This is a genomic window from Streptomyces sp. S.PNR 29 (assembly GCF_030386795.1).
GTDB lineage: Bacteria > Actinomycetota > Actinomycetes > Streptomycetales > Streptomycetaceae > Streptomyces.
The window spans coordinates 109,063-128,357 of the sequence record NZ_JANUQM010000016.1; the positions used below are offsets into that span (position 1 = coordinate 109,063).

The window sequence follows — 19,295 nt, forward strand, 5'->3', positions numbered from 1 at the left end:
CGAATCAACCCTTTTCTGGAGGTTTCCGCATGTCTCCGACTCCGGCCCACCACGACGAGGAACAGCGCCTGCGCGAACTCGGCTACCGGCCAGTGCTCGCCCGCCGGATGGGCGGCTTCGGCAACTTCGCGATCAGCTTCTCGGTGATCTCGATCCTGTCGGGCTGCATGACCCTGTACGGCTTCGGCCTCGGCACGGGCGGTCCCGCCGTGATGCTGTGGGGCTGGGCGGGCGTCGGCCTGTTCGTGCTGTGCGTGGGGCTCGCACTGGCGGAGGTCACCAGCGCCTATCCCACGTCGGGCGCCCTCTATTACATGGCCGACCGGTTAGGGGGCCGCCGCTGGGGCTGGTACACGGGCTGGCTGAACCTTCTCGGCCTGCTCGGCGCGATCGCCGGGATCGACTACGGCGCCGCCCTGTTCACCGGCGCCTTCCTGAACCTCCAGTGGGGATTCGCGCCGACGCCGGAGAAGACGATGCTGATCTTCTGCGTCATCCTGCTGCTCCACGCCGTCCTCAACCTCTTCGGCGTGCGGCTGGTCAGCCTGCTCAACTCCATCAGCGTGTGGTGGCACCTGGCGGGCGTGGCGCTCATCGTCGGCGCACTCGCCGTCGTCCCCGACCACCACCAGTCCCCGTCCTTCGTCTTCACGACCTTCGTCGACGACACCGGCTGGGACAACCCCCTCTACGTGGCCGCGATCGGCCTGCTGCTCGCGCAGTACACCTTCTCCGGCTACGACGCCTCCGCCCATCTGTCCGAGGAGACCGCCAACGCCTCGGTGTCCGCCGCGCGTGGCATCGTCCGGTCCATCTGGGTGTCGTGGATCGCGGGCTTCGTCCTGCTGGCGGGGCTCACCTTCGCCATCCAGGACTACGACGCCACACGCGGCAGCGAGACCGGGGTGCCGCCCGCGCAGATCCTGCTCGACGGCCTGGGCACCGACGGGGCGAGCGCACTGCTGCTGGTCGTGATCGTCGCCCAGTTGTTCTGCGGCAACGCCGAGGTCGCCGCCGCCAGCCGCATGGTGTTCGCGTTCAGCCGGGACGGGGCCCTGCCCGGCTCCGACCTGTGGCGCAAGGTCTCCTCCCGCACCCAGACGCCGGTCGCCGCCGTGTGGCTGTCGGTGGCGGTCGCCTGCGTCCTCGCCCTGCCGTCCCTGTACTCGGCGACGGCGTACGGCGCGGTCACCGCCATCAACGTCATCGGCATCACGCCCGCGTACGCCATCCCCGTCCTGCTGCGGCTGCGCGCGGGCGACCGCTTCACGCCGGGTCCCTGGAACCTCGGCCGGTGGAGCAAACCGGTCGGCTGGATCGCGGTGGTGTGGGTGTCGTTCGTCACGGTGCTGTTCTGCCTGCCGCAGTCGTCACCGGTGACGGCCAAGACGATGAACTACGCGTCGGTCGCCCTCGTCGTCGTCCTGGTCCTGGCCAGTGTGTGGTGGTACGTCGCCCGCCGTTCGTACGGAACGCCCACCACCGCCGCCTACGGATCGGACCAGGAACAGGCCGAACTGGCCGAAGGTATCGTCTGAGGCCCCGCCGCTCGGTACGAACTCCTGTTCCAGATACGGCAGGATGGTCCCTCGCGCCGGCCGCGCGGCACCGCCGGCCGGCACGGTGGCACATCCCGGAATCGAGCAGGTGACGACGTGACGACACTTCACATCCGGCCGTCGGCGAGGCACTTCGCCGCAGCTGCACTCCCCGGAGGTGACCGGTGACGCGAACCCTCACCGTGGACGACCTGGTCATCGCCGGCATCTGGCTGGCCGCGGGCCTGCTGGCGGCGTTCCTGCTGCGCATGCTGCTGCGCTGGCTGGGCAAGCACGCCGACCGCACCCGCTGGAGCGGGGACGACGTGATCGTGGCAGCGCTGCGCACGGTGGTGCCGTGGGCGGCGGTCGTGGGCGGCGCGGCGAGCGCGGCGGCGGCGCTGCCGCTGACGAGCGCGGTGCAGCGGCACACCAACCAGGTGCTGACCGTGCTGCTCATCTTCGTCGCGACGGGGACGGCGGCCCGGGTCATCGCCGGTCTGGTGCGCACGGTGACGCAGTCCCGCTCCGGGGTCGCCGGGTCCGCCACGATCTTCGTCAACATCACCCGGGTCGTGGTCCTGGCGATCGGTTTCCTGGTGGTGCTGCAGACGCTGGGCATCTCCATAGCCCCGCTGCTCACCGCCCTGGGCGTCGGCGGCCTGGCGGTCGCGCTGGCGCTGCAGGACACCCTCGCCAACCTCTTCGCCGGCATCCACATCCTCGCCTCGAAGACCGTGCAGCCCGGTGACTACATCCGGCTCAGCAGCGGGGAGGAGGGGTACGTCGAGGACATCAACTGGCGGCAGACGACGGTACGGGCCCTGTCCAACAACCTCATCGTCATCCCCAACGGGGAGCTCGCGAAGACGAACATGACCAACTTCATGCGTCCCGAGCAGCAGCTGACCATCCTGGTCCAGGTGGGGGTGGCCTACGACAGCGACCTGGAGCACGTCGAGCGGGTGACGACCGAGGTCGTGGCCGAGGTGATGACGGAGATCACCGGCGCGGTGCCCGAGCACGAGCCGGCGGTGCGCTTCCACACCTTCGGCGACTCCCGTATCGGCTTCACGGTCATCCTGGGCGTCGGAGAGTTCAGCGACCAGTACCGGATCAAGCACGAGTTCATCAAGCGCCTGCACAAGCGGTACCGCGAGGAGGGCATCCGCATCCCGGCGCCCACCCGGACGGTGGCGCTCCAGCAGGGCTCGGTCACCATTCCGCACCAGCGTGTCGAGACCGAGCCGGACGAGGTGGCCTCCGCCCGGCTCGACTGAGTCCCTCGGGACAGCAGGGGGCCGTGGGGTGATCCGGGGAACTGCCTCGAATCTCTGCGCGGACCCCTGTCGAGACGAGGTCGATCAGGAGATATCTTGATGTCGAGCAATGTTGCAGACGTGGAGCGGAGCACCCGGTGACTGACTCGACCATCATCTATACGCACACTGACGAGGCCCCGGCCCTGGCAACGTATTCCTTCCTGCCGGTGGTCCAGGCGTACGCCTCGCAGGCGGGTGTCGCTGTGGAGACCCGCGACATCTCGCTGGCCGGGCGCATCATCGCCGTGTTCCCGGAGTACCTGGCCGAGGAGCAGCGCATCCCGGACGCCCTCGCGGAGCTCGGCGAGCTGGCCAAGACGCCCGCCGCGAACATCATCAAGCTGCCGAACATCTCGGCGTCCATCCCGCAGCTGAAGGCCGCCATCGCCGAGCTGCAGGGCCAGGGCTACGCGCTGCCGGACTACCCGGACGACCCGAAGACCGACGAGGAGCGCGAGATCCGCGCCCGCTACGACAAGGTCAAGGGCTCCGCCGTGAACCCGGTCCTGCGCGAGGGCAACTCCGACCGCCGCGCCCCGGCCTCGGTGAAGAACTACGCCAAGAGCCACCCGCACCGCATGGGCGCCTGGACCTCCGAGTCCAGGACGAACGTGGCCACCATGGGCGTGGACGACTTCCGCTCCACCGAGAAGTCCGTGGTGATCCCCGAGGACGGCACCCTGCGCATCGAGCTCAAGGGCGACGACGGCACCACCACCGTCCTGCGCGAGTCCGTACCGGTCCTCGCCGGTGAGGTCGTCGACGCGTCCGTGATGCGCGTCGCCGCGCTGCGCGAGTTCCTGACCGCGCAGGTCGCCAAGGCCAAGGCCGAGGGCGTGCTGTTCTCCGTGCACCTGAAGGCCACGATGATGAAGGTCTCCGACCCGATCATCTTCGGTCACGTGGTGCGCGCCTTCTTCCCGAAGACGTTCGCGCAGTACGGTGACAAGCTCGCCGCGGCCGGCCTGACCCCGAACGACGGTCTGGGCGGCATCTACAAGGGCCTGGAGTCCCTGCCGGAGGGCGCCGAGATCAAGGCCTCCTTCGACGCCGAGCTCGCCGAGGGCCCCGACCTGGCGATGGTCGACTCCGACAAGGGCATCACCAACCTGCACGTCCCCTCGGACGTCATCGTCGACGCCTCCATGCCGGCCATGATCCGCACCTCCGGCCACATGTGGGGCCCGGACGGGCAGGAGCACGACACCCTCGCCGTCCTGCCGGACAGCAGCTACGCGGGCGTGTACCAGGCCGTGATCGAGGACTGCCGCGCCAACGGCGCCTACGACCCGTCGACCATGGGCTCGGTGCCGAACGTCGGCCTCATGGCGCAGAAGGCCGAGGAGTACGGCAGCCACGACAAGACCTTCGAGATCCAGACCACCGGCACGGTCCGTCTGGTCGACGGCAACGGCAACGCCGTCATCGAGCAGACCGTCTCCGCCGGTGACATCTTCCGCGCCTGCCAGACCAAGGACGCCCCGATCCGCGACTGGGTGAAGCTGGCCGTCACCCGCGCCCGCGCCACCGGCGACCCGGCGGTGTTCTGGCTGGACGAGACCCGCGCCCACGACGCCAACCTGATCGCCAAGGTCAAGCAGTACCTGCCGGAGCACGACACCGAGGGCCTGGACATCAGGATCCTGTCCCCGGTGGAGGCGACCAAGCTGTCGGTGGAGCGCATCCGCCGCGGCGAGAACACGATCTCCGTCACCGGCAACGTGCTGCGTGACTACCTGACCGACCTGTTCCCGATCCTGGAGCTGGGCACCAGCGCCAAGATGCTGTCGGTCGTCCCGCTGATGGCGGGCGGCGGCCTGTTCGAGACCGGCGCCGGCGGCAGCGCGCCGAAGCACGTCCAGCAGCTGGTCAAGGAGAACTACCTGCGCTGGGACTCCCTCGGTGAGTTCTTCGCGCTGGTGCCGTCCCTTGAGCAGTACGCGAAGGTCACGGGCAACGCCCGCGCCCAGGTGCTCGCCGACGCCCTCGACCGCGCCACGGCGACCTTCCTCAACGAGGACAAGTCCCCGACCCGGCGCGTCGGCGGCATCGACAACCGCGGCAGCCACTTCTACCTGTCCCTGTACTGGGCGCAGGAGCTGGCCAAGCAGACCGACGACGCGGACCTGGCCAAGGCCTTCGCGCCGATCGCCGAGACGCTCACCGCGAACGAGCAGAAGATCGTCGACGAGCTGAACGCCGTCCAGGGCAAGCCGGCCGACATCGGCGGCTACTACCAGCCCGACCCGGCCAAGGCCGCTGCGGTCATGCGCCCGTCGGCCACCTGGAACGAGGTGCTCGCGTCCCTGAGCTGACGCTCCGGGCCCGAAGGCCACTCCTGGCTCCGCCCCGGCCGGCGCACCGCCCGGCCGGGGCGGAGCCGTGTGCGCGTCCCCTCAGCCGGGAAGGACGAGGTCGAGCCGCAGCCACTCGGCCAGGTCCTTGATCTCCAGGCCGATGTCCGCGGTCATGGCCTTGGTGAACGGCATGTCCTCGTGGAGCGCGTGGACCCGCAGCACACCGGCCCTGCGGTCGGCGGTCGCGTCGAGCTTGCCGACCAGCCGGTCGCCGTGCAGGACCGGCAGGGCGAAGTAGCCCCAGCGGCGCTTGGCGACGGGCTTGTACATCTCCAACTGGTACTCGTACTCGAAGAGTTCCAGCGTGCGTTTGCGGTCGTGGACGAGCCGGTCGAAGGGCGACAGCAGCGCCGTACGCCCGGAGAACGGCCGGCCCAGCTGCGCGGGGTCGACGCGCCAGGTGCCGCGGACGCCCTCGACCACGGCCGGCTCCCCGGCCTCGCCCACGTCCGCCGGCTCGACGGGGCACTCCGGGCCCCGGGCACGGGCTATGCCCAGGGCGCGCAGCCGCCGCTCGTCACGGATGCGCAGGGCCTCCCCCACCGGGACCGCGGGGACGTCCGGGTAGACCCGCGCCGCCAGGTCCCAGAGCCGGTCGCCGCCGGTGCGTCCCGCGACGGCGACCTCGCCACGCTGCACCATGAGCTCCAGGAGCTTGGTGACGTTGCGGTTGTTCGTCCAGCCGCTCGACCTCCACGGCTTCGCGCAGGTGTCCGGCAGAGCGCGGGAGGGCAGCGGGCCCGAGGCGCCGAGCCGGTCGAGGATGTCCCGGCGGCACGCGTCGTTGGCCTGCACCCAGGTGCGGTGGTACTCGCGCCAGGACGAGGGCGTGCCGCGCTCGGGCCACTCGGCCATCTCGCCGCGGTACAGCGCCAGATCCTCGCTGGGGCGGATCATCGCCTGCAGCTCCAGCAGGGCCCGGTCCTCCAGCGCGGCACGCAGCTCGTCCGGGGCGTACGCCGATCCGAGCCGGCTCCACGCCACCAGATCGGCGTTGGGCGCCACGGCGGCCGTCGGATCGATCTGCAGCAGCGTCAGCCCCCGCACCACGTCGAGCAGCCGCGCCGGCCGCGAGCCGCCCAGAAGCTGCGCGCGCACGGCGATACGGCGGGCGTCGGTACGGGAGAGCTTGTGTACGGTCACGGAACGAGGCTAGGTGACGGGTCTGACAAGGGGCCCTCGTGCGGGCCGCCGGTCGGTGATCGGCATGACGCCCCCTGCCCTGGCTGCTCGATGTGGCACCTTGATCCTGCCGCACGCCACTGCCAGCGCCCCCGGAGCAGCCTCATGACCGACGCCCCGCCTTCCTTCGCCCTCCTGCCCGGCGCCGCGGACTCCCCCGTGATCCTCCATGTGCCGCACTCCGCGCGGGAGATACCGCCGGCCGTACGGGCGGGCATCGTGCTGGGCGACGCCGAGCTGGAGCGGGAGCTGGACCACATCACCGACGCCTACACGGACCGGATCGCCGACGCGGCGGCCGGGCGGGCCGCCGTCACGCCCTGGCGGTTCGTGAACCGGCTGTCCCGGCTGGTCGTCGACCCGGAGCGGTTTCCGGACGAGCGGGAGGAGATGCTGGCCGTCGGGATGGGCGCCGTGTACACGCGGACCACCCACCGCACCGCCCTGCGGCCTGCGGACGCCGACCCGGAACCGCTCGTCGAACGGTACTTCCGGCCGTACGCACAGGCGATGACGGAGGCGGTCGCCGACCGGCTCGCCGCCACCGGGCGGGCCGTGATCATCGACGTCCACTCCTACCCGACCGCCCGGCTGCCCTACGAGCTGCACGGCGAGGGCCCCCGGCCGCCGGTCTGCCTGGGCACCGACGCCTTCCACACACCGCCCGAACTGCTGACCGCGGCCCGGAAGGCGTTCGCCCGGTGCGGGGAGACGGGGCTCGACAGCCCGTTCAGCGGGGCCTATGTCCCACTGGAGTTCTACGGCAGGCGACCCGACGTCAGTGCCCTCATGGTGGAGATCCGCCGGGACGGATACATGAGCGAGCCGGGCGGCCCCGCCGGTCCCGGGCTCTCCCGCCTCGCCGCAGCGCTCGCGGCCGTCGTCGACGCCGTCCCACGCTGACAGCGAGGGCGGGGATGCCCAGGTGGCGCGGCGATCAGGCCCGCAGCCACTCCGTGACCACCACATCGCCGCCTGCCCGCAGCCGCAGGGCGAACGGACCTGCGGGCGGGGCGTCCGCGGTGAACCGGCCCATGTCGTCGGCCATGAGCGGCAGGGCCGCCTGCGGGCCGCTCAGCACCTCGATGCGAGCCGGCTGCGGCGGCAGCACCTGCCCGATGAGGCCCTGCCCGGTCACCTCCACGTCGACGGTCACCTCACCCGCGCGGAAGGTCAGCATCCGCGGCGGGTCCGTCGCTCCCCTGACCGGGATGCCGTCGACCAGCGAGTCGAAGGTCAGCTCGGCGATGCGGGCGTCGAGGTCGTGCAGCGCGTAGGCCTCGACGGCGATCTGCCGCAACTCGGCCGGCACCGGATCCAGGATCGCGGCCGCCTGCCGCAGCTCCTCCTCCAGCAGCCCGTCGTCGAACTCGCCGTCGGCGAAGTCACCGGTGGACTCGTCCGTGAAGTCGTCCGCGGTGTCGTCGGTGAAGTCGTCGTCGAACATGTCGTCGTGCAGGTCGCTCATACCGCCCCCCGTGCTTCGAGTCGCGCCCGCAGGCGCCGCAGACAGCGCTGCCGCATCGGCCCGATGCTGCCCACGGCGATGCCCAGTGCGGTGGACACCTCCTGGTAGCTGGGCGGCGGCGAGGCCATCAGGACGCGCAACAACTGCCTGCACCGCTCGCCCAGTTCCTCGAACTCCTGCCACAGACGCCGCACGCGCTCGCTCTGGGCGGCGGCCTCCTCCGAGTCCAGCACCGACTGCTCGGGCGTACGGTCCTCGCTGACCCGGTCGAGGAGTTGCGGATCGTCCGTCACGGTCAGTCGCCTGAGCGTCCGGAGCACCTTCAGGCACTCGTGCCGCGCGGTGCTCGCCAGCCACGAGCCCACCTTGTCCGGTTCGCGGATCCGGCCCAGGTGCTGGGCGAAGCGGAACCACACGGTCTGGTACACCTCGTGCGCGTCGGCGTCGGAGAGCCGGTGGGACCGCACCACGGACCACACCAGCGGTCCCAGCCCTTCCACCAGCGCCTTCCAGGCCGCCGCGTCGCCGTCGGCGGCAGACTGGACGAGCACCCCGACATCTGCACGTTCCACGGCCCCACCCCTCGTGTACGACACGTCATCGTACGCCGTGGAGGGGGTGGTTCCGCCCCTCATACGCCGTCAGCCGGCCGCACGACCGGGACCGGACTCCAGGTGGGCGGCCGCAGCGCCGGGACATGGGCCCCCCGCACCTCCGCGAAGCCCGCGTCGCCTGCGAGCAGTTGCCGCCGGGCCGCGCGCGGGTCGGTCTCCTTGTGCGCCGTCATGTGCTCGGCGACCAGTCCGGCGACCACGGGGGTGGCGAACGAGGTGCCGCTCCAGTGCGCGAGTCCCTCGAACATCACCTGGTCCGGCTTGGCCGAGGCGGTCTCGTCGCTCAGCACGCCCGCGTGCCGGGGCGACTGGCAGGTGCAGGCGTAGGTGAAGCCGTACCGGCAGGTGTCGTACGTGGAGTGCTGGTACACGTACGGCACGGGCGAGTCGAAGCCGGTGAGGGAGCTGGTGAGGCGCTCGCCGGGGGCATAGACCTTCACCCAGGGGCCGTGGTTGCTGAAGCAGGCGCCGAACTCGCCGTCGCTGCGCAGCGCACCGACGGACAGCACGGCGTTCTCGTAGCCGGGCAGGTCGGCGTAGGCGGCGGGCCAGAAGGGCGTGGCGCTGGCGTTGTTGCCTGCGGCGGCGACGAGCAGGGTGCGCCGGTCGCGGAGTTCCTCCATGAAGGCGTCCACGCCGAGCAGTCCGTCGGTGCGGCCGTTGGACGTGCCGGCGGAGAGGCTGAGGACGTCGGGCCAGCCGTGCCGGTCGACGGCCTCGAAGAGCTTCTCGCCGAACTCGGACTCCAGGACGGCACCGGCGTCGTTGAGGCTGCCGAGGACCGTGACGTCCGTGTTGGGCGCGACCGCCGCGACGAGCCCGGCGATGAAGGTGCCGTGCCCGCAGTACTGCTTCAGGACGCCGTTGTCGTCGCACTCCTCGGCCTGGGCGTCGCCCTGGGTGTGCGCGAGGAGCGGGTAGGAGCCGTAGTCGTGCACGAGGCCGGTGTCGATGACGAGGACGCCGACCGCGGTGTCCGCGTCGTACGGCGTCCCGGCCGCCGCCGGGTTCGGCGGCTGGGTGAGCGGGGCGGGCACGGGCTCGTCGCCGGGGCAGGCGTTGACCGCGATGTGCACCACGTGGTTACGGCTGACCAGCCGGCGTCCCGCCCGGTCCTCCCGCTCCCGTACGGCCCGCAGCGCCTGCGCGACGGTGCGGTCACCCTGCCGGCCTCCCTCCCCCGGGTCGCCGACCCGGATGCGGGTGATGCCGGAGCGGTTGGCCTCCGGGCTCGCCCGGCGCACATGGTCCGCGGTCAGGTCGGGGGCCTCGGTGAAGTGCGCCCGCACGGTGTTCTCGACCTCACGCGCGTCCTCGCCGTCGCGGACCAGGATGACGCCCTTCTCGTAGAGGAATTCGGCCGAGTCGTCCGGCCCCATGGCCAGGGGGACGTCGGGCAGGGAGCGCTGGATCTGGTCGAACTGCTCGCGGAATCGCTGTGGTGCCATGGCGTGTCCTCCCACTGAGGCGGAGCGGTCGTCGATCAGAGCGGAGGGGGATCGCTGACTGATGTCGTCAATCAGAGCCAGGGGGGCGTCGATTGATACAGACACAAACCTGTGTGGCCCGGTTCCGGACCACTACCATCCGGAGGGTGACAGCGGGAAGCGACTCGGTTCTCGAACTGCTGCCGATGGTGTTCGCCGCCCCCAACGAGGCTCTGGAGCGGGCGGAGGGGCTGCTCGACGCCGATCCCCCACCGCTGCACGCCTCCGTCGCCCACCAGGTGATCGGCATCTGGCAGCGGGACTTCGGCGACATGCGGCTCGCCCTGACCCATCTGCGGCGGGCCCGCGATCTCGCCGCCCGCGCCGAGTCGGCCGACCGGGAGGCCGACGTCCTGTCGACGCTCGGGGTGGCGCTGGTGCACGCGGGCCGCACCCGGCAGGGGCTGGCGGCGTTCGAGCGAGGGGTCGGGCGGGGCAGCGCGCACACCCGGGCGCGGGTGCTGTACAAGCGGGCCTACGCCTGGTGGGTGCTCGGCCACCACCGCGAGGCGCTGGAGGACGTACGGCGCGCGATACCCGTGCTGCGGCAGGCGGACGACGTGATCTGGACGGCGCGGGCGCTGACGCTGCGCGCCACCGTGCATCTGGCGCTGGGTGCGGTGGAGCGGGCCGACGCCGACTTCACCGCGGCGGAGGCGCTGTGGGACACCACCGGCCAGGAGCACGACAAGGCCGACGCCGTGGAGAGCCGGGGACTGGCCGCGTTCCGGTCCGGTGACGTCCCGGCGGCGCTCAGGCTGCTGGACGAGGCCGAGGAGCGGTACGCCAAGCTGGGCACGCCGACGTTCATGCTGACCATCCGGCGCTGCGAGGTGCTGATGGCGGCCGGGCTCGCCCCGGAGGCGCTGGCCGAGGCGGACGCGGCGATCGCCGTGCTGGACGGCATCGGCGGGCAGTCCACCCGCAAGGCGGAGCTGCTGCTGGTCGCGGCGCGGGCCGCCCGGCTGGCGGGCGATCCGCAGACCGCGATCGCCCGCGCGGCCGTGGCCGTACGGCTGTTCGCGGGGCAGCGGCGCACCTGGTGGGAGACGCACGCCCGGCTGGTGCTGACCGAGGCGCGGCTCGCCGCCGGGCGGGGCTCGGGGCGGCTGGTCGCGGACGCCGCCGCGGTGGCCGAGAAGCTGGCCTCCTTCGGTGCGCCGGCCGCGCCGGAGGCGTCGCTGCTCGCGGGCCGGATCGCGCTCGGACTGGGCTGGACGGCGGACGCGGAGCGGCACTTGGCGGTCGCCGCCCGCAGCAGGCACAGCGGGCCTCCGCTGGCACGGATGACGGGCTGGGCCGCGCAGGCGCTGCGCGCGCGGGCGGCGGGTTCCACGCGCGGTGTCCTGGAGGCTTGCCGGCGCGGCCTGGACGTGCTCGACGACCACCGGATGACGCTGGGCGCCTCGGAGCTCAGGGCGCGCGCGACCGAGCAGGGCGCGGAGCTGGCGGCGCTGGCGCAGCGGGCGAGTCTCGTCTCCGGTGGGCCGCGGCGGCTGCTGGTGTGGAGCGAGCGCTGGCGGGCCACCGTGCTGACCGCGCCGCCCACCCGGCCGCCCGCCGACCCGGCGCTGCTCAGCGGCATGACCGCGTACCGGGAGATCGCGGCCCGCGCGGAGGAGGCCCGGATGGAGGGCCGGCCGGTGCCCGCCCTGGAGCGCGAACAGCGGCGCCTGGAGCGGGAGATCCGTTCCCGGACCCTGCACATCCGCGGCGACGCCACCGGCGGCGGGGACCGCTTCGACCCCGGCAGGCTGCTGGAGCGGCTGGGTGATGGCGTACGGCTGGTGGAGCTCGCCGTGCTCGACGGGCGGGTGCAGGTGCTGCTGTGCGGGCAGGGGCGGGTGCGGCGGTTCGAGGCGGGGCCGCTGGTGGAGGCGGAGCGGGAGGCCGAGTATGTGCAGGCCGGCTTGCGGCGGCTGGCCCACCCGGGGGCGGAGGCCCGGCTTCCGGTGGTGGAGGCCGCGGGCCGCCGTCTGGAGGAACTGCTGCTCGGCCCGGCCGCGGCGCACCTGGGCTCCGGCCCGGTCGTGGTCGTTCCGCCGGGCCGGCTGCACGGGGTGCCGTGGGCGCTGCTGCCGTCGCTGCGGGAGCGGGTGGTGAGCGTGTCGCCGTCGGCGAGCAGCTGGCTGCGCGCCCGGGAGACCGCGCCGCCGCCCGACCACCGGCAGGTGCTGGTGCGCGGCCCGGGCCTGGCGACCGGCGGCGCGGAGGTGCCCGAACTGGCCGACCGGTACGGCATGCCGACCGTGCTGGAGGGTGCTCAGGCGCGGGTGCCGCGGGTGCTGGAGGAGCTGGACGGGGCCGCGCTGGCGCACATCGCCGCGCACGGCGCGTTCCGTGCGGACAGCCCGCTGTTCTCCTCGCTGCGGATGGCCGACGGGCCGCTCATCGTCCATGACTTCGAGCGCCTGGACCGCAGCCCGTACCGGATCATCCTCTCCTGCTGCGACACGGCCCGCTTCGCGTCCGTCGGCGCCGACGAACTGCTGGGCCTGGTCACCGCCCTGCTGCCGCTGGGCACGGCGGGCGTGGTGGCGTGCAGCGCGCCCGTCAACGACGCCGCGGTGGTGCCGTTGATGCTCGCGCTGCACAAGGGGCTGAGCGTCGGTCTGTCGCTGGCGGAGGCGCTGCGCGACGCGCGTGCCGCGCTGCCGGGCGACGCGGTGCACCAGGCCACGGGGTGGGCGTTCTCGGCGTTCGGAGCCGCCTGAGCCCGGGTGCCGGGCGGGGCCTACGCCGGTTGCGTGGCAGGGAGGTCCACCAGCCAGGGCAGGTCTCCGCGGTCGCCGGCGCCGAGCCGGGCGTAGGCGCTGTACAGGTGGTTGCCGACGGTCCGGACCGAGAGGGTGAGCCTCTCGGCGATCTGCCGGTTGCTCAGACCGGCGGCGGCGAGCGTGACGATCTGCCGCTGACGGGCGGTGAGTTCCCCCAGGACCAGTCCCGACAGCGCCGGGGTACGGGCGCCCTGGCAGCGGCGGGCCAGCGCGACGGCACGCGTGCGTGAGGTGCGGGCGGCGCGCGGGTCGCGGTGGGCGCGTGCGGCCTGGGCGTGCGCCTCGGCCGCGAACAGCAGGAAGCCGCGTGCCTCCAGTTCTTCGGCCGCCCGGTCCAGGGCCGCTCCGTCGGCGCGGGTGAGGGCGTCGGCGTGGGTGGCGAAGACGCCGGTGAGCCGACCGGCGGCCCGGTCGGGGGCGCCGAGGCGGACGGCGTCGTAGGGCTCCTCGGTGACGGCCGCGAGGGCCGCGTCGAGGTGGCCCCGGGCCGCCGCCCGCCAGGTGGCCGCCCCACCCCCGTGGGGGCGGGCCACGAGCGCGCCATGACCGTTCGTCACGTCGCCCGACTGCGCGGCGGCCAGGGCGAGTTCGGTGTGGCAGGCTCGGTCGCCGGCGGCGCCCCGCAGTCCCGCCCGCGCCCATGCCGCGGCCTCGCGCAGATCCCCGCGCAGCCGCGCGAACCGAGCGCGTACGGCCGCGTACCCGGCCGGCACCGGCGCCCCTTCCGCCACGAGCCACTCCCCCACGGGCGTCGGCAGCTCCCGTACGTCGGCCTCGGCGATCCGCCGCGTCAGGGCGGCCGCCTCCGCCTCCAGCGCCGGGCCGCACTCCCGCGGTGTGCGGGCCAGCCGCCGTGCCCGCAGCCGGCCGGCGGCGGCACGCAGCACCGGGCCGTGCAGGGGGTGGGCGAGCCGGACGGAGACGGGCGTGTCCGCCGGTCGAGCGGAGCCGAGAGCGTGGGGGAGGTCGTCGACGCGGACCAGGCCTTCGGCCTCCAGGTGTTCGAGGACCGTGACGTCGAGGTCGTCCAGGTGCAGGGGCAGGGGTTCGGCGAAGGCGAGGCGGTCGAGCATCTCGCGTTCCTCGGGACGTGCGCGGTCGAGCAGGTGGGCGGTGCGTTCGCGTACGGTCGCGGTCATGGGCACCGTTCCTCGCCACGCCCACTCGTCGGCGCCGGGGACGCGCGTCAGCGGTCCCCGCTCGCGCACCGCGCCCAGCAGCTCGCGCAGCAGCCGCAGGTCGCCCTGGGAGAGGCCGTGCAGCCGGTTGACGGTGAGGGCGTCGAGGCCCGTCAGCAGCTGGGCCGCCTCCTCCCGCGGCAGCCGCTCCAGGGCGAGGCGGGGCAGCAGTTCCCCGGTCCACAGCCGGGACACCGCGCCCGGCACCGGGGTGCCGTCGGTGGCGACGACGATCAGGCGGGTGCGTCCGTGGACGGCGAGCTGGTGGACCAGGGCGGCGGAGGCGTCGTCGAGCAGATGGGCGTCGTCGACCAGCAGCAGGCGTACGCCGGACAGGAGGTGCACCGCGCGGTGCAGGGTGACCGACTCGGGCAGCAGGTGCGCGAACGCGGCGAACGGGATGTGACGTGTCTCGGGTGTCCCGGCCGCCCGGGCGCAGTCGGTGCCGCGGACGGCCTCGGTGACGAGGCGGGTCTTGCCGCAGCCCGCCGGTCCGGTGACCACGATGCCGTGACGTCCGGCGGCCAGGGAGCCGCGGACCAGTTCCAGTTCGTCCTCCCGCCCGGTGAACGGCCAGGGCGTCTCCAGCGTCTTCGCGTCCCGCTCGAAAGTCATCACGGCAACGGGAGCGCGGATACTCACGTCTGATACAGGGGGACTTGAGTAGCCCCCGACTCAGGCGCCCGGGAGGGCCGGACGGCAACCTGGGCGCATGACCGCACGCTACTGCTCCCTCGTGCAGCAGCCTGCCCCCGCCTTCGCGCCGGGGCTGGCCGCCGAGCGGATCGGTGCGCTCGTCGCGGGGCGGCGGATGTGGGTCAACGGCACCGTTCTGCACTACTGCTTCTTCGACGGCGACGCCGACGCGTCCGTCATCGCCGTACCGGGAACCGGACGGACCCGACGCGTCACGTGGGTCGGGGGCAAGGAACAGCGGGACGTGGTGCGCGAGTGCTTCCAGGAGTGGCAGGGCCTCGGCATCGGGGTCACCTTCGCCGAGGTGGAGGACCGCTCGGAGGCCGAACTGCGCATCGGGTTCCAGCTGGGCGACGGCTCCTGGTCGGCCGTGGGCAAGGACGCGCTCCAGGTCGGGCAGAACGAGCGCACCATGAACTTCGGGTGGGACCTGACCGTGCCCGGGGAACGCGGGACGGCCCTGCACCAGATCGGGCACGCGCTCGGCATGCTGCACGAGCACCAGAGTCCGTTCGCCGGCATCCACTGGGACGACGAGGCCGTCCACGCCGAACTGGCGGGACCGCCGAACTTCTGGAGCCGGGACCGGACGTACCACAACATCCTGCGCAAGCTCGACCCGGACGAGGTCAACGGCTCCGTCTGGGACCCGCAGTCGATCATGGAGTACCCCTTCCCGTCGGGGCTGATCCTGGAGCCGGAGCAGTACCGCGCGGGCCTGAACCCGCCCGGCACCCTGTCCGCCGCCGACAAGGACTTCGTTCTGCGCTGGTACCCGCCGGCCGGCCCGCCGGAGCCATCGGCGCTGGCGCCGTTCCGCTCGGTGCCGCTCGGTCTGGGCCCCGGTGAGCAGGCCGACTTCGTCGTGGAGCCGCCGGAGACCCGCGCGTACACCGTGGGAACCTTCGGCGACAGCGACGCCCTCGTCGTGGTCTTCGAGGAGCGGAACGGGGAGCCCCGCTACCTCGCCGGGCAGGACGACGGCGGAACACCGGGGAACACGGCCATCAGGGCCCGTCTCGTCAAGGGCCGCCGCTATGTCGTCCGTGTGCGCCTGTACTCCGCGTGGGGTCCGGGCCGGACGGCGGTCATATGCTGGTGACAGCACGGCGCCGCCGCCCCACGCGGACGCACGGACCACAGTCCGGCGCCGGGGGAGCGGCCGCGGACGTCACCTTCGGGGGAGGGTGACGTCCGCGGCCACGTCATGTAGCGCCGGCCGACGGGGCCCAGCGGCCCGCTGCGGACGGTCGGCACCGGCCACGGCGACGCCCCCACCATCGGTGGCGAAGCCCCCCACCTCCAGGAACGGATCCAACGCGGCCACTGACCGGGTTCTCCGTCACGCCGGTTCGCACGTGAGACGGATCAGCAGAACACCGGGCGTACGCGGCAGCGACACCCGCAGCCCCTCCCCGTCCCACACCGCCGAGCCCGCGGCCGGGGCGGACGGGTGCAGGACGTCCACGCGGATCTCACGCCCTGCCAAGTGACCCACGGGAAAGCGCAGTTCGCCGGCACCGCCACGGCGCCAGACCGAGACGTACGACGTACGGTCACCGGGCACCCGCATCCCGAGGGCCAGCCACTCGTCCGTCCACCCCGGCAGACCGAGCGGCCAGAACGGCGCGGCCCGGGTGAGGTCCCCGCGGATCGACTTGTACGTGGTCACCGCGTCCCGTACGAGGGCGAGTTGGCGCACCGACATCCGGTTCAGATGGCCCGACAGATGGATCCGCCCGAGCAGCGCCCCACCCAGCGTGAAGGTGATCAGGTCGTCGTCGTACTCGGGCTGCGGGTAGGCCCAGACGGCGCCCTGCTCGGGCGGCACCGCCGTCGGCGCGGCGGCGGCGATCGGCGGGCAGCGCAGGGGGTCCTGCTGGTCGCTGGTGGACTGCAGCTGGGTGACGGCCAGTGTGGCGCCGTCCATGCGCATGCCGCCCGAGGCGCAGTTCTCGATGACCAGCCCGGGGTGGCGGTCCAGGACGGCGGAGAGCCAGTCCAGGTAGGCGTGGGCGTGGCCGAGCAGGCCGGCGCCCGGTGAGATGTCTCCGGGGGCGCACGTCCCCGGATCGACCACGATGTTGTAGTCGAGCTTCAGGTAGCCCACTCCCCAGTCCCCGACGATCCGGTCCACCGTCCGGTCGAGGTGCGCGCGGGCGGCCGGGTGCCGCAGGTCGAGCTGGTGCCGGCCCTGTTCGGCGAGGCGCACGCCGTCGCGCTGGAAGAAGGCGTCCGGTGGGAGCGCGGACACGACGGGGCTGCGCACCCCGACCACCTCCGGCTCCAGCCACAGCCCGGGCACCATGCCGCGCTCCCGGATCCGCTCCAGGACCGCCTGGATTCCCCCGCCGGGGAAGCGGCGCGAGGAGGGCTGCCAGGCTCCGACGCTGTCCCACCAGCCGCCGTCCGCGGAGTCGTCGTACCAGCCGGAGTCCACGCAGAAGTACTCCGCGCCGGCCCGTGCCGCCGCGTCGATCAGGGGCAGCAGCTTCTCCGTCGTCGGGTCGCCCATCAGCGTGTTCATGTAGTCGTTGAAGACGACGGGGAGCGTGGCATGGTCCGGGTGCGGGCGGCGCACGGCACGGCGGTACGAGGTCAGCGCGCCCATCGCCTCGTCGAACCCGGCACCGAGGGCCAGCGCCACCGGCACGGTGGTGAACTCCTCACCCGGCGTGAGCCTGGTCCGCCACTGGTGCTCCGCGTCCGTGGGGCCGTTCAGCGCCAGGTACGTACCGTGCGCGCGCTCCCCCAGGTCCCAGCGCCAGCCGGCCGGGGACTCGATCTGCCACAGCCAGGTCCGGCCGCCGTCCCTCTCCGTGAGCGCGCCCATCGCCAGATGGCCGTCGGTGGGCCAGCTGCCGCGCCCGGCGAGGACCAGGGCGGCCCGGCTGTCGTGCTGGTGTGCGTCGACGCTGATGTCACAGACGGTGTCCCGCAGCGGCTCCGCGTACCAACGGCACTCCGCGAGCCAGTCGTTGCGGGCCCGGTGCACATCGAGGGCGTCCGGCGAGGGCAGGCCACCGAGCAGCAGGCTGCTGACGGACTGGACGACCAGGGGCTGCGTCCCTTCGTTGCGGAGCCGGACGCGGGAGCGGAGGACGGGCACTGCGGTGGGGGACGTCAGCTCGACGAAGGCCGTCAACCCGGTTGCCTCGTCGTGGAGTTCGATGGTCAGCCACTCCCAGTCGGCGCGTCTGCCGCTGCGGTGGTCCCGGTATCTCAGCCGTGTCCCGAAGGCCGTGCCCGTGAAGCGTGGGCCGGACCAGCCGCTGCCGTGACCGAGGGCGGTCAGTTCGACGAGGTGGAGGGCGGCTTCGGGATCGGCGGGCCGGGTGTCGCCGGGAGGGGCGAGGCGGACCAGCCGCAGCGTCCCGTCGGGGGCGGTGGCGAACTCGGCCCCGAGCGCCGAGTGTCCCCAACTGAGCCCGCTCTCCGGCTGGTCGGAGTCCGTCCGCGCCCCATTCGCCGTACCGGTCAAGGTGCTTCCCCCTCCTGAGCCCTCCCTGCCCGTCCGCGGGCAGCGATCCGCGTCAGTCGCGTGCATCCGTCGTCACGGTCTCTTGACGACCGTAGTGTGACCGGTCACAATCCTGGCATGAATGTGACCGGTCACACAAGGCGCCCGGCGAGCATCAGGGATGTCGCGACCGCCGCCGGAGTCTCGTACCAGACCGTCTCCCGAGTGATCAACGGCCATCCCAGCGTCAGGCCGTCCACCCGGGAGCGGGTGCTCGCCGCCATCGACGAGCTGGGGTTCCGGCGCAACGCCACCGCGCTCGCCCTGGCCAGCGGGCGCAGCAGGGCCGTGACCGTGCTCACCGCCAACACCACCCATTACGGCTACGCCTCCATCCTCCAGGGCATCGAGGAGGCCGCCCGCGCCGCGTCCTACGCGGTGGGGATCGGCGTCCTGGAGTCGGCGGAGGAGTCCGCCGTCACCGCGGAAGTGCAGCGGGCGGCGGACGCGGGCGGCGGACTGATCGTGATCGCCTACGATCCGGCCGGTGTACGCGCCCTGGCCGCCGTCCCCGCGGAACTGCCGGTCGTCGGCGTGGTCGAGACCCCGGCGAGCCCGCCCGCGGGCGACCGCCCCTGGGTGTGGACCGACGACCGCGAGGCCGCCTACGAGGCGACCCGCCATCTGCTCTCCCTCGGCCATGAGACCGTGCACTACGTCGCCATCCCGTCCAGCACCCGGCGCACCAGCGCCCGCACCACCGGCTGGCGACAGGCGCTCAAGGAGGCCGGAGCACCGCAGCCCCGTCCCGTGCAGGGCAGTTGGGGCCCCGCGGGCGGCCACGCCGCGGGCCTGAAACTGGCGCGGGACCCGGCCGTCACCGCGATCCTCTGCGGCAACGACGACCTCGCGCTCGGGGTACTCCGCGCCCTGCACGAAGCGGGCCGTGCGGTGCCGGACGAGGTCAGCGTGGCCGGCTTCGACGACGCCCCGCACTCCGCCTATCTGACCCCGTCCCTGACGACCGTACGCCTGGACTTCACCGGCCTCGGGCGGGCCGCGTTCGCCCTGCTGCACGGGGTGCTGGAGGAGTCCGCGCAGATCGCCCCGCATCGCGTCTCCGTACCGGAGCTGGTGGTGCGGGAGAGCTCGGGGGCCGCCGCCCGCCGGTGACCGAACCGCCGCTCGTGAGTCCTGCTTCCTGAACCACTTGTTC

The 19,295-nt window shown here is 73.0% G+C and carries 13 protein-coding genes and 1 pseudogene; 8 read left to right on the plus strand and 6 right to left on the minus strand.

Annotated features, from left to right (window positions below; all coding sequences use genetic code 11):
- The first annotated feature begins 29 nt into the window (after positions 1-29).
- The 3 genes from NW895_RS34515 to NW895_RS34525 all read left to right on the plus strand — a co-directional run bounded on the left by NW895_RS34515 (position 30) and on the right by NW895_RS34525 (position 5,175).
- Positions 30-1,538: an amino acid permease gene (locus NW895_RS34515; protein ID WP_289940735.1), complete on the plus strand. Its 1,509-nt coding sequence runs from the start codon at positions 30-32 to the stop codon at positions 1,536-1,538.
- A gap of 185 nt (positions 1,539-1,723) precedes the next feature.
- A complete protein-coding gene (locus NW895_RS34520; protein ID WP_289940736.1) occupies positions 1,724-2,818 on the plus strand; it encodes a mechanosensitive ion channel family protein in 1,095 nt (364 codons plus the stop codon).
- A gap of 137 nt (positions 2,819-2,955) precedes the next feature.
- Entirely contained in the window at positions 2,956-5,175 is a 2,220-nt protein-coding gene (locus NW895_RS34525; RefSeq protein ID WP_289940737.1) for an NADP-dependent isocitrate dehydrogenase, read from the plus strand.
- A gap of 81 nt (positions 5,176-5,256) precedes the next feature.
- On the opposite strand, the gene NW895_RS34530 is transcribed toward NW895_RS34525, so the two are convergent.
- The gene (locus NW895_RS34530) at positions 5,257-6,360 is read right to left on the minus strand and encodes a crosslink repair DNA glycosylase YcaQ family protein (protein WP_289940738.1); all 1,104 of its coding nucleotides are present in this window, start codon (positions 6,358-6,360) and stop codon (positions 5,257-5,259) included.
- Between the two features lie 144 nt (positions 6,361-6,504).
- Between NW895_RS34530 and NW895_RS34535 the strand changes: the two genes are divergently transcribed.
- On the plus strand, positions 6,505-7,302 hold the full coding sequence (locus NW895_RS34535) for an N-formylglutamate amidohydrolase (protein WP_289940739.1): 798 nt from the start codon (positions 6,505-6,507) through the stop codon (positions 7,300-7,302).
- Positions 7,303-7,336: 34 nt separating this feature from the next.
- On the opposite strand, the gene NW895_RS34540 is transcribed toward NW895_RS34535, so the two are convergent.
- The 3 genes from NW895_RS34540 to NW895_RS34550 are packed head-to-tail and all read right to left on the minus strand — an operon-like array spanning position 7,337 to position 9,929.
- Positions 7,337-7,867 (minus strand): hypothetical protein, encoded by a 531-nt coding sequence (locus NW895_RS34540; RefSeq protein ID WP_289940740.1) that lies wholly within the window; start codon positions 7,865-7,867, stop codon positions 7,337-7,339.
- Entirely contained in the window at positions 7,864-8,439 is a 576-nt protein-coding gene (locus NW895_RS34545) for a sigma-70 family RNA polymerase sigma factor (RefSeq protein ID WP_289940741.1), read from the minus strand. The genes NW895_RS34540 and NW895_RS34545 overlap by 4 nt, the downstream gene beginning before the upstream one ends.
- A gap of 59 nt (positions 8,440-8,498) precedes the next feature.
- Positions 8,499-9,929 carry a S8/S53 family peptidase gene (locus NW895_RS34550; protein ID WP_289940742.1) on the minus strand — a complete coding sequence of 477 codons (1,431 nt, stop codon included), beginning with the start codon at positions 9,927-9,929 and terminating at the stop codon, positions 8,499-8,501.
- A 185-nt stretch (positions 9,930-10,114) separates the two neighbouring features.
- On the opposite strand from NW895_RS34550, the gene NW895_RS34555 reads away from it, so the two are divergent.
- Complete coding sequence (locus NW895_RS34555) at positions 10,115-12,682, plus strand: CHAT domain-containing tetratricopeptide repeat protein (protein WP_289940883.1); 2,568 nt, start codon at positions 10,115-10,117, stop codon at positions 12,680-12,682.
- Between the two features lie 20 nt (positions 12,683-12,702).
- Here NW895_RS34555 and NW895_RS34560 read toward each other — a convergent pair whose 3' ends face one another.
- A complete protein-coding gene (locus NW895_RS34560; protein WP_289940743.1) occupies positions 12,703-14,538 on the minus strand; it encodes a LuxR family transcriptional regulator in 1,836 nt (611 codons plus the stop codon).
- A gap of 97 nt (positions 14,539-14,635) precedes the next feature.
- Here NW895_RS34560 and NW895_RS34565 point away from each other — a divergent pair, with 97 nt between their 5' ends.
- Positions 14,636-15,721 carry a M12 family metallopeptidase gene (locus NW895_RS34565; protein ID WP_289940744.1) on the plus strand — a complete coding sequence of 362 codons (1,086 nt, stop codon included), beginning with the start codon at positions 14,636-14,638 and terminating at the stop codon, positions 15,719-15,721.
- A 147-nt stretch (positions 15,722-15,868) separates the two neighbouring features.
- Positions 15,869-15,949, plus strand: a pseudogene (locus tag NW895_RS34570) (MBL fold metallo-hydrolase); the annotation flags it as partial.
- 12 nt (positions 15,950-15,961) lie between these two features.
- Here NW895_RS34570 and NW895_RS34575 read toward each other — a convergent pair.
- Positions 15,962-18,100, minus strand: a complete 2,139-nt coding sequence (locus NW895_RS34575) for an alpha-galactosidase (protein ID WP_289940745.1) — start codon at positions 18,098-18,100, stop codon at positions 15,962-15,964.
- 117 nt (positions 18,101-18,217) lie between these two features.
- Here NW895_RS34575 and NW895_RS34580 point away from each other — a divergent pair, with 117 nt between their 5' ends.
- On the plus strand, positions 18,218-19,252 hold the full coding sequence (locus NW895_RS34580) for a LacI family DNA-binding transcriptional regulator (protein WP_289940747.1): 1,035 nt from the start codon (positions 18,218-18,220) through the stop codon (positions 19,250-19,252).
- Positions 19,253-19,295 lie beyond the last annotated feature (43 nt).